Here is a 12,011-nt window from a genome sequence, read left to right as displayed (position 1 = left end):
TTTCTCAAAAGCCAAGGTCCGCCTTGGCTTTTTTGTATACTTATAATTGTGTTTCCCAATGCGTAGAACGTGAATATGGACTTTAATCTCGCCCTAAAACTCTACACCGCAGAGCAAGTAAAAAACGGTGAAACGCTGGCTGCGCAAATGGCTGGTGTTTCTATGTATAGCTTAATGCAACGCGCTGGTATGGCCGTGTATGAGCGCTTTTTACATCTGTATCCTAAATCAAAAAATATCTTAGTGATTTGCGGTAAAGGGAATAACGGTGGCGATGGTTACGTATTTGCATCTCTTGCGAAACAAGCTCAACTCAATGTACATGTTTTCCAAATTGGTGATGTATCTGCGCTAAAAGGTGATGCTTTGCGCGCATACCAAGATTGGCAGTCAATCGACGGTGTTAACAATGATTGGGATGAATGGAATACCGCATTGCTAGAAGCAGATGTGATCATTGATGCCATGTTAGGTACTGGTTTAAGCGGTGAGGTTCGTTCGGAGTATCGTCGCTATATTGACCAAATTAATCAAATTCATACCCCTGTGATTGCAGTCGACGTTCCTTCTGGTCTGTGTGCTAATACAGGTGCAGTTTTAGGTGATGCTATTCGTGCCGAGCATACTGTAACCTTCATTGGGGTTAAACAAGGCTTATGCACTGGACAAGCGAGAGATCGAGTTGGCGAGCTCTACTTTTGTGGTTTAGGCGTCAATACTAAGTTTGATACTATCGAAGTAGAAAGTGCATTAGGTATTGATCATCAGGTTGTTTCAAGATTAATGCCCAAGCCAAATCCAACGGTCCATAAAGGTGACAACGGGAAGTTGCTTTGTGTTGGTGGCAATCAAGGGATGTCTGGAGCGATTCGTTTATGTTCCTCCGCTGCGATTAGAGCCGGAGCGGGTTTAACTGCCGCAATTACTCACACGAGTAGCCTTATTCCACTGCAGGTTGGTTGCCCAGAAGTAATGAGCCAGAGCATCACCGCTGACTTACTCAGGGATACTGAGAACGACTTAACTAAACGCATTCGCTGGGCTGACGTATTAGTGTTTGGTCCTGGCTTTGGAGATGATGAGTGGGCTTATCAAGCCTATCAATATCTGGCTCAAGAGCAGAAACCTAAAGTTGTTGATGCTGATGGCCTCAATATTCTAGCGATGCTGAGCCAGCGATGCGATGGCACTCTGGTGTGCGACAACCATCGAGTGATCACGCCGCATCCTGGAGAGGCAGCTCGACTACTAAATGTAACCATTCAACAAATAGAAAGTGACCGATACTCTGCTGCAAGACAACTGCAAGAGCGTTATGGCGGTGTAGTGGTTTTAAAAGGCGCGGGGACGCTTATTTACGATGGAACGAGAATGTACGTCTGTCTAGCGGGTAACGCCGGAATGGCGACGGGGGGAATGGGAGATGTGTTATCTGGAGTCATTGGTGCATTACTAGCCAAAGGTTTACCAATTTCTGTTGCCGCACGTTTAGGTGTGGTACTTCACAGTCATGCTGCTGATATAAACGTGAGTCAGAATGGTCAAATTGGTCTTTTGGCAAGTGATGTCGTTAGCACTCTTCGTACCGCTATCACCCAAGAGCTCTATCGAGTTTAATTAGATTTCATGCATTTTTGAGAAAATTGGTCGATTTTTTTGAGTACTTTTTTACGAATTAGCAGGGCATCTTAGTATTAGGTGATTGAGTTTTAGGCAGATTTGAGAGGTGATGCGTTTTAATTTTTAAGATATGACGCAAAGGTTTGCGCAATGGGTTAACTTAAGTGCTTTCTCAAGTTGTTGATAGTTATAAATAATAAGAGGTTTTGGTGACTTGGGGAGCGTTTTTGATATGCGATTTTCAAGATGGTATCACAAAAAAAATTCAAATATCAGACTTGTAGGAAATAAATCACAGCCTATAATGCTGAAAACCGGAGCGTCTGCCAACGCTCCGGTTTTTTTGTGTCCGAAGAACAGTGAACTCGTCTGCCAACGAAATCACTACGCACTCTGAAATGACACATATACATATGAATCAAGGAATTACACAATGCGTATCGAACAAGAACTTAAGTTAGGTTTTAAAGATGTACTGTTTCGCCCGAAACGTTCTACCCTTAAGAGCCGTTCTCAAGTAAATTTAACCCGCGATTTTACATTCAAGCATAGTGGTCGTCAATGGTCTGGTGTGCCAGTAATCGCAGCAAACATGGATTCGGTTGGTAGCTTTGCAATGGCTAAAGCGCTGGCTGAGCATGGTGTAATGACCGCTGTTCACAAACATTACACGGTAGAAGATTGGGCTGAGTTTTCTAAATCAGCAGATAAAGTAACCATGAATAACGTTATGGTGTCTACGGGAACATCTGACGCAGACTTCCAAAAAACCAAAGACATCATGGCACTTTCAGATGAATTTATTTTCATTTGTATCGACATTGCTAATGGTTACTCAGAGCATTTGGTCGAGTATGTTGAACGCGTGCGAGCAGAGTTCCCAGACAAGGTCATTTCTGCAGGCAACGTGGTTACTGGTGATATGTGTGAAGAGCTAATCCTAGCTGGTGCAGACATCGTTAAAGTGGGTATCGGCCCAGGCTCAGTTTGTACAACTCGTGTAAAAACGGGTGTTGGTTACCCGCAGCTTTCTGCAATCATCGAGTGTGGCGATGCAGCGCACGGCCTTGGTGGCATGATCGTCGGTGACGGTGGTTGTTCTTGTGCGGGTGACGTAGCGAAAGCATTCGGTGGTGGAGCGGATTTCGTAATGCTAGGCGGGATGCTAGCGGGTCACGAAGAGTCAGGCGGCGAAGTGATCGAGAAAGACGGCGAGAAGTTCATGAAATTCTATGGCATGTCGTCGAAGAGCGCGATGGATAAGCACTCAGGTGGTGTCGCTGGCTACCGTGCGGCTGAAGGTAAAACCGTATTATTGCCATACCGTGGTAGCGTTCACGGCACTATTCAAGACATCCTTGGAGGCGTTCGCTCAACATGTACATACGTAGGTGCAGCAAAGCTTAAAGAGCTAACCAAGCGTACTACATTCATCCGCGTTCAAGAACAAGAGAACAACGTGTTCGGTAAAGAGTAAATCGACTGAATGTAACAAGTGTAAAAGCAACCATACGTTATATCTATAGCAGATAAAACTATACTATATGCAGCTATGAGCCAGAGTGAGATTGATTTCTTACTCTGGCTTTTTGCTTCTCATTTGTTTGCGCTTCAAAATTAACTCTAAGCGATTTTAATAGTTGGTCGAGATTCGACTTGTTCAAACGGTAATGATGTTGTAACTGGCATGAGCTGTAAAACGCTTGAAATCTGACAGTCTCTATTTAACCCAATATAGTCTTTGACCTTAGCGACTCGCCAAGTCATGTCTCCGTAAGTACGCAGATAGAACGCGGGTGATTGATGACTGTTATGTCTAATAACGCTCCATTGGGTAATATCACTAAAAAAGACTTCAGGGTTATCGGATGTCTCAAACTCATTCGCCATGATGCCCAAAGGTATATCAACGCGATTAAGTAGCTTTTGTCCGAGTGAGAAGGCTTCGTCGAAGTTAGTTGGTTGTTCGCTTAACTGCTTAATTGCATAGGTTTGTACAAATCGAGACGGCGGTGTTGGGTCGGCGGGTAGACCCATCAAGCCAGCGCCATTGATTGATTGAAGTGGGCCAGGCACTTGGACATGACGTTGCATGGTTGCTTCATTGTTCGGTTCTGGGTTGTAGTTGCGCAAATTGGAAAAATAAGAGAGGTGATTGACATGCCAATGGTAATTTGGGCAGTTAGTCATTACTCCAACGTAGGAGTGGTCCACAACCACTTTATAATCATCAAAGTCGTATTCGGTACATTGATAGCGTGCTTGCTGATTTTCCTCTTTGCTGAACATATCGCTTTCTTTGAATGCTCGATAGATATGCATATTACCGTTAAGAAACTCAATGACGGCACTGTCATTATTTGCATCGTGAATCACGAAATGCTGGTCCAAAGCCATGTTGTCACTCTCTGTTTCACCAGTTGAAATAGTCGAGTTAAACACGTAAACGGGGTGGGTGGTGAAGTAGGTCACCATCTCGTCCACAGTATTAAACGTAGACAAGATAAAAGTACCAAACAGGCCGCTGCCTAATGCAAAGGCATCATCAGGGATGTGAGAGGTCGATACATTTTGATTGAGAATGGGCAAGTACAGTGACCCAACAGAAAGGCCAGATTCATTAATGCCATCAGCTGTTAAAAGAGGGTTATTATACCGGGTAATGGCATTGCAGTGTATGAAGCTCAACTCTCCCTGCCAATTTGCTCGAAACTCACATTCTTTACTGTGACGTTTTGGCGGCTGACCATTGAAAACACGGTCGGCTTTTCCGTCGGAAGTAAAGGTCGTAATTTGGTAAGTTTGTTGGGCTCTAAACCAAATCTCGGTCTGAAGGTTAACTGCAAACTCCATGGTTCTAGCGGATAAGGTTTGGTTGTTGCAACCATAATTGATATTAACATCTGTACACATAGCCATGCTTTCCGTTGTTTATCTTGAATGATGAATATCCAAGAAACCCTCTGAATCAAATGCTTAGAGATTACGTGGATATAGATGAATTGCGCTTTAATAATGGTTTTAGCCATTGAGATAAGCGCATGCTATTAAGTTAAGCATTCAATCAAAAAACGTCAGTAGCAGTTTAGTATCAGTTGATAGAGTTAAAATAAAAAGTGATGTATTAAGTAAAACTCTTTGATCTTAGAAATTAATAATATATTTATTTTTTCAATCTTGGTTACTCTAGATTTAAAGTTTATTTTAAAAGTGATTTGTATTTATTCGATTATCTTGCAGTGGTGATATAAAGTGAGAACATAAAGTTAACAATTTCAGATTGTGATTGAAAATGGGGAGAGTCTTCAATCCAAATACCGAGAAATGAAACTGCCCGAGAAGTTGTGCAACTGTCTCGGGCGAAGTGATGAATTAGGTGAGCAGCTATAAAGTTTTCTCACAAGAACCGCTAAGTGGTGGAGATATTTTTAAATTATCATTAAAGATTTCTACAACGACGGGGCCTTTATTTTCATCTTTTGCATAGTATGCACAGGACTTGTCCCCAGTATAGGTTTTACCTGCCTTTTTGAAACTGTAATACCAGGAGTCATGGGTAGCGGCACCGGATTCAAAACTAGCAGATTCAGATTGTTCGCCAATATTCAAGTCGAAATGAACCTCCATTTCCGGAGAGTCTTTAAATCTCACATATCCGGTGATTTTATCGTTGGAGTTATTTTTAACGTAAAATGAACCCTTAGTTGTCATAATTTTTCCTCTTTTTTAATTTCTATACGTGATAGAACGGCCAAATGACGTTCTGTTAATATATGCTTTTTAAGATGCATATTGATGTTAAATGATGGTCTTATTAGTTCTAAGGTGATTAAACTTATCCTTAGCGTATTTTTCTTTTATACCGATTAAGTCGCGGTAGCTTCGATCAAAATAAACGCTTGTCGGAATTGCCGGATCTTTAAAGCTGATGAAGGCACCATAGGTTCCCGGTATATCAGCTTCTCTGGCTTTATCAATCCAGTCCATGGCTCTGTTTACATCAACAAGTACTGGGTTATTTTGTAGTTCTAGTTTTTGCTTTATCTCTTCATTCCACCAGGTTTGGTATTGGACTGTATATTGACACTGGCGGTAGGGGAAAGATATGTCTTCAAGGTCGTCTGAGTGATGATAAAAACCGCCAGTGATCGCCCCTAAGGTTACGTAACTAAATAGCCCTTGATCGCGGTTTTCTGGCTTTATCAAAGGTGAAGTTAAGCTTTGCAAAAGTGCAGTATAGCCTTCTGGTTTAAGACCTCGCTCTGACACCAATCGCGAAGTGATTTTGTGAGGTGCTGGGGCGTCATAATCGGGAGGGAAAGGAGAACCGTTTTGACACAAAGAATCGCGCCCCCATGTGCTCATCAGGGAGTGATCGTATTTCTTCCCGTCAAAGTCAGTGCCATGTGCTTCATAGACTTGAACTAAATCAGGGAAGCAAGCGCCAAATTGAACGGCTATAAATTGGTGAAGATCTTGTTCTGTTCCTTCCCAGTAGCCATACATGGTGCAGTGATGGCTGATGGTTTCAATATCACAGTGGTTAGATGATTCAGGCAGAGCATCAATTTGCAAGTTGGTGCCAAGAAGTTTAGGCGTATCGAGGCTTTTTATAGCCTGCTCCCAATTTTTTAGCACATCTATGGTAGGGTGCGTTGGTATTGGCTGAAGCATACCGTTGATTTTTGGATAGAGGTTCCACTGAAGCTCGAAGCGGTGGATCTCTTTGGGTAAAGGGAATGTTTTTACGCGTAGCTCGGTAACAATGCCATAGCTCATGCCTCCGCCGCCTCTTAGTGCCCAAAATAGGTGAGGGTTGGACTCTGCTGAGACTTCTGTGATCGTACCATCACCCAATACCACGGTTGCACTCACTAGGTGCTCACAACACATGCCGTATTTTCGCGTCCAAGGGCCCCATCCTCCGCCTTGAATATAGCCAGTCAACCCAACTGTGGCACAGGTTCCATGTGCAATCATTCGATCATGCTCTGCAAGTTTTGGTGTCAGTTGATAGAAGCGATAGCCAGCACCAATGGTGGCAATATTGTCACACAATTGGAAGGTCTTAATTCTGCTCACGTCAATCAAAATGACGTTGTCACCACTGCATTCACCTGCGTGATCATGCCCTCCTGAGCGAACACGAATCGGGAGATTGAATTGAGTTGCTGTTAGATAGGCTTGCTGAACTTCTTGCGTACTTTCGCACATGACAATGACAAAGGGTTGGTGTTGATAGCGAGTATTGAAGATGAGTGACTCGACTTGATATTGGTTCAAACCGGGAACCGGTGAAACCGTGTTTTCAAGAGGTGTCAGTAATCGTTCTTTAGGAAAACCGCACTTATCCATTTTCTGAATAAACAGTTTGGCATTATTGACTGAGATTGAGTACGCGCTAAGTACAGCGAGGCGTTGTATTTGAGGGTTAGGGTGCTGTTCTACCACTTGGTTTTCTTTCGTTCCCTGCATCCATTCATGTTCCATTATTTTTTCCATTTGGCTTATGTATTGAATAGTTGTTCAAATATTAAACCAAATGCATACATTCACCATATCAGTTTGGTATCAGTTGTTCTGTACAAATCGCCAAAAGCATCAGCGAGAGAGCAACAATATCTGGTTGATGAAAAGAACGATCGGCATCTGCGTGACCGTGGATAATTTATGTAGTCAAGTAGATCTGAGCCTAAATTGATACTGAACCAGAATGACGTGTTATCTACATTGAATGGGTCACTAACGACAATAAATTCAGTTGGAGAACACAATGAAAATGGACTCAAAAGAATCACAAGCAATTTTTACTGCTCATTATCAAATTGGTAACGGCTTACCTGGAGGAGTGAGCTTCGATGTTAATCTACTCGTGGCCAGCGAAGACAAATCAATAGTGGGTAAAGGACATATCTTTCAGGCCGTTAACCCACCGTTAAATGTGGTGTCTGATCTCAATGGTAGTTTCAACTATCAATGCACGATGGGTGATTGTCATATCATGGTGACGTTGCAGGGCTACCAGCCTTATCTAGGCATTGCTCCTTTAGGAGCTGATCTTCATAACGTAACGCTCAACCTCCTACTTAATGATGATTGGAAGTCAGGCGTGGCATTCTATCGATATAAAAATAGTTCAGGTAAATGGATTGAAGCAGCAAATCAACGCGTTACTCTACTTTTGCCTGAGCATGTTCCTAGCATCGAGAACTTTAAGGTGGAGCAAAATGATCTTGCGCCAGCATAAATCTCATCAGCGATGACACTGTGCCAAAACACAGATATTCGATGGTTTCGAATATCTGTGTTTGACGAGGTAAATCGAGTAAACACGATGACTTGAAGGTGCAATTAATCGACTTTCTTCGTTTATTGAATATTTCATGGTTGAGTAGATGTGGAGAGCCAATGGTCGAGCTCATCAACACTTATTTGAGCCTGATTCAGTTGATGCTTACGCGCGGCCTGATTGAAGTTTAACAACTCAGAGACGGAGCTGGACTGGTCGAGTAAGGCAAGCATCAGATTCGCTTGTTCAATATAAAAATCACCCCATGGATGCGGATCTTCTTGGGTGAAGTTAGACAGCTTATCGCGATATTTTCGAAGTAGCGTAGGCTGCTTATACTGCCACGCTACTTGGATTCCTTGTTGGTAAAAGCGTAAATAATTATGACCAACACAGGTAGATTCTAGCCAAGCCTCACCAGTGCGCAAAGCGGAGAGGGCCGTTGATTCATCGCCACAAATAAGTGCCTTGGTAGATACGAGCCAAGGACCAATAAAATTGTGTAGCTTATTGATATGAACAAGATCTAGAGCCGTGTCGATGTCCGAAAGGGCTTTCTCCTCTTTTCCCTGATACCAGTGCAATCTTGCACTGGACTCCAAAAGAAAAGCGACAAATCGATGAGCATTAAGCTGTTTTGAAAGTTGTAGAGCGGTCGAGATTTCGTTTTCAGCTTGCACCAAGACATTACGGTCGAGAAAGATCCATGCAGCCGTAAGCCTAGAAACAATTTCTGCTCGGCGGTTTGCCGTGAGATAGGCAAGATTCGAGGCATGCTGAGCCTGTTTTAGTGCTTCGTCAGATTGCAGTTGATAGATCATCACTGTTGCCAGCATGTAGCGATTGGCAGTTTCAATCGAAAGCAACTGATGCTCTTCACACAGTTGCAAACACTCGGTTAAGTACTCGTATGAGCGAGCCATTTTTCCTTGTGCGTAGGCACAATCACCGAGGCCGCCAAGCGATTTTGCTTTCGCGCGAAAACAGTTTGCTCGTTGACTGTAATCTAATGCAAGTAAATGTTCTTTCTCACATTCGTCTAGCTGCCCAGTGGGGAACAGCATATTACCTCTCATCGAGTGAATTTCACACAAAGATTTATTTAACGTCAGCTTTTCGCACAGGGCTTGGGCTTGGTCTAAAATCGACATCGCTTGTACAAAGTTGTCGGTTAAACGGTAGGGGTTAATGAGGTCTAAATAGTATTGAACACGTTCAGAATCATTTTCTGTGTGATGAATCGCTTGCTCAAGAACCTCAATACTCTCTTTGATGCGTCCCATCGAATACAGGCAGTTTCCTTTCATATTTAGTGCATACGCCATCTGTGCTTTAGGTGACTCTTTAATAGCGTATTCAATAAGAGTCAGTGCTTTTTCAAATTGATAATTGCTCAGGTAATGTTTGGCGGTCTGGTCAAGAACAGTAAATACACCTTCGCCCTTGGCATGATTGATATGGACTGCATATAAGAACCGATCTCGGTTCTCATACCATTTTGCGCAGGCCATGTGTATTTTTGAACACTGTGACTTGTCTATTTGACGGAAAACAGCATTACAAATCAAATCATGATGGAAAAGGTATTGATCGCCATTGAGTTTTACTAAGCCAGCGTCGACTAACTTATCTGGTACGTAGCCGGGAATTCGAGTGATTTCACGCAGTTGCTCCAGTTGAAAGTACTGCCCCAACACAGATGCAGTACAGAGTGCTTGGCGATCTTGGGCTGGAAGTTGAGCTAATTGTATCGAAACTAAATGTTCCAATGACTCCGGAACGTCTTTATCAAACTGAGAACAAAGTAGTGTTTGGCGTAAGTATAGAGGATGGCCTTTCGCAAGCTTTATACAGTCATTGATATGTTTATTCTGTTGGCATGTGATTGAGCAAGCTAACTCGTAAGACTCTTCAGATGATAACTCCCTAAGTTCGATTAGATTCACGTTGGCAAACCAAGATTGTTTGGAACTAAGTCGTTTTTGCTGCCTAAACGTCAGAAAGAGTAAAATATTGGTGTTTGTAATATAAGGTAGCAGTGTCTCAAGAAATGCCAACATTACCTCGTCGGCCCAATGGACATCTTCAACAATAATCAAATGCGGTTTGCTGGTCTGCCGTTGTTGAATTAAGAAAGGGATAGATTGCTCTATCGTTTGTTTCAGCGTTTGGAACTCCATTAAGTTCAGCAGCTGTTTTTCTGATTCGTTGAGTGTTACCCCCATTAACCAATAAAGGCAGAGATGGAAAGAAGAGGGAATTGATGACTCGACAGTCTGCTGACGAATAGAATCATCGGTATCTTCACGAGTAAATGAACAAATTGCCCGAGTGAATATATTTTGAGGGGACAAGAGATCAGCACTGCCATGATTCAGGATTTGAATCTCTGTGGTTAAACACGAAGAACGACTCAAAGACGAAATGACCTGGTTGAGTAGGCTGGTCTTTCCTATCCCTGCGGTACCAGTAATACAATACGTTTGGCCTGCTTCTTGTTTTTGCCATCGCTTGATTCCGCTATTCAATGTTTCTAGTTCAAGTTTACGCCCTACGAAACAGTCAGTATGGTTTTGGTGTAAGGATACAAAATGCCAGTTGTTGAAGTCTGGCTCTCCTGTTAGAAAAGGTTTTATTGGTCTGGCACAATTGGACGAGATAAAGCAAGGACAAGCAGCTATTTCTCCCCAAGGGATTTTAACTAGGATTTCATTGATTGGGGTTATCGCATTCGGATGTTCCGATAGCTCAGTGATTCGATGCATGTATTTCACATTGATAAAAGACCGAATCGAAGCCGAAAGAGCAACCTTTAATTGAAGGGCTAGTTGTCGAATTCGCTCAAAAATATATTCGTCCGATTCCTGTAAAGACCAAGTAAGAACAAACGTTCGGTTTTGTATTATGGGTGTAGTGTTTTGGCTGAGAAGTAAGGTTTGCAGAGCCTTTGCGGTCAAATCACACTTTGCTTCGATTGCAAAAATAAAAAAATATGGTGGTGATGAAGATACATTTGTAAATAATGGTTCTGAGGCCCGATCTATTAAAAGGTCCTCTACGGGGACAGAAAAGTATTCCGCGAGATTGGATGCGGTACGATACAGCACATTCGCCCCAGACTCTGCTCGCTTTATAGAAGCAATAGATACGACAAAACCCTGTTGAAAGCATTCTTCCGCCAGTTTTTCTTGGCTCAGTCCTAATTTCTTTCTCAGTTCTTTGAGTCGTAATACGTTGAGTGGAATTCTTCCATCCCTATTTGCCATATTTCACTCCGTTGTAACGTATAGCTTTTCCCAGTAAACCTGAATCGATTGGATATGTTGAGTGAATAAATTTATCTTATTTCACCACATATATAATACTAGTAGTTAAAATGTTATATACGAAAATGAAATGGGCATTTTAATCTTCAAACCACCTTAATTCATTGTTACATTAGTGGTGTTTTTTTATTAATAATTTTGATATTTATTTTTGTGAGTTCATGTTTTTCTTAATAAGTTTTTTGAAATATCTTTAAACTTATATCTTTTAAAAGATTGCACACCTTAAACTTATATTGGACTTCATTAAACTTTAAAAATTAAATTCTTTAATTTTAGAGATATAAATTGACAATCTTATTTTTAGTGTTTTTTTTGATCTCTATTCTGGCTAACTGATTTTTTCTAGTCTATAAATCAAATATCGGCAATTTCAAAATAACTGCCGAAAAAATTATTTTAATTTCAATATTATAAATAGTTGGCTTTATACTATGGATATTGGCTTTTTCTGCCTGTTAAAAGGCTTTCATATTACACCACACTTGAGTGCCGCGCTTACCTCTATTAAGGAGACTGCGTGGCTGCCATATGTCAAACGATCTTGCCATCGAGGGGATTGGCAAGCGCTTGCTTTAGAAGAATCACATCGAAAGGCCTATTACCCTAACTATTTACTACTCTCTGAATTTACAGGATTAGAACTGTTTTTATCTCAATTTTTCTGCCCAATTTTGTCAGTACGGTTTATGAAGTTAGAGCCGGGAGCTGAGATATTGTAACGCGGACCTCTGGCATATGTTTTTCTCAAGTACAGGTGTGTTACATCATTAACT

General features: G+C 41.9%; 7 protein-coding genes. 3 read left to right on the top strand and 4 right to left on the bottom strand.

Annotated features, from left to right (window positions below; all coding sequences use genetic code 11):
* Window positions 1-75: 75 nt before the first annotated feature.
* The gene (locus NL626_RS08710) at window positions 76-1,617 is read left to right on the top strand and encodes an NAD(P)H-hydrate dehydratase (protein WP_137282753.1); all 1,542 of its coding nucleotides are present in this window, start codon (window positions 76-78) and stop codon (window positions 1,615-1,617) included.
* A 436-nt stretch (window positions 1,618-2,053) separates the two neighbouring features.
* Window positions 2,054-3,097 (top strand): GMP reductase, encoded by a 1,044-nt coding sequence (locus NL626_RS08705; protein ID WP_053304513.1) that lies wholly within the window; start codon window positions 2,054-2,056, stop codon window positions 3,095-3,097.
* Between the two features lie 146 nt (window positions 3,098-3,243).
* Here NL626_RS08705 and NL626_RS08700 read toward each other — a convergent pair whose 3' ends face one another.
* The 3 genes from NL626_RS08700 to NL626_RS08690 all read right to left on the bottom strand — a co-directional run bounded on the left by NL626_RS08700 (window position 3,244) and on the right by NL626_RS08690 (window position 7,110).
* Complete coding sequence (locus tag NL626_RS08700) at window positions 3,244-4,533, bottom strand: linear amide C-N hydrolase (protein ID WP_149192111.1); 1,290 nt, start codon at window positions 4,531-4,533, stop codon at window positions 3,244-3,246.
* Window positions 4,534-5,004: 471 nt separating this feature from the next.
* Window positions 5,005-5,331: a hypothetical protein gene (locus NL626_RS08695; protein WP_005373454.1), complete on the bottom strand. Its 327-nt coding sequence runs from the start codon at window positions 5,329-5,331 to the stop codon at window positions 5,005-5,007.
* A gap of 87 nt (window positions 5,332-5,418) precedes the next feature.
* Window positions 5,419-7,110, bottom strand: a complete 1,692-nt coding sequence (locus NL626_RS08690) for an FAD-binding oxidoreductase (protein ID WP_005373452.1) — start codon at window positions 7,108-7,110, stop codon at window positions 5,419-5,421.
* A 283-nt stretch (window positions 7,111-7,393) separates the two neighbouring features.
* Between NL626_RS08690 and NL626_RS08685 the strand changes: the two genes are divergently transcribed.
* On the top strand, window positions 7,394-7,867 hold the full coding sequence (locus NL626_RS08685; protein ID WP_017635215.1) for a DUF1842 domain-containing protein: 474 nt from the start codon (window positions 7,394-7,396) through the stop codon (window positions 7,865-7,867).
* 134 nt (window positions 7,868-8,001) lie between these two features.
* Here NL626_RS08685 and NL626_RS08680 read toward each other — a convergent pair whose 3' ends face one another.
* On the bottom strand, window positions 8,002-11,175 hold the full coding sequence (locus tag NL626_RS08680; RefSeq protein ID WP_054576105.1) for an AAA family ATPase: 3,174 nt from the start codon (window positions 11,173-11,175) through the stop codon (window positions 8,002-8,004).
* Window positions 11,176-12,011 lie beyond the last annotated feature (836 nt).

Source organism: Vibrio sp. Y58_MX_L22, from assembly GCF_024181865.1.
Classification (GTDB): domain Bacteria; phylum Pseudomonadota; class Gammaproteobacteria; order Enterobacterales; family Vibrionaceae; genus Vibrio; species Vibrio alginolyticus.
This window is presented reverse-complemented; position numbering and strand designations above follow the sequence as displayed.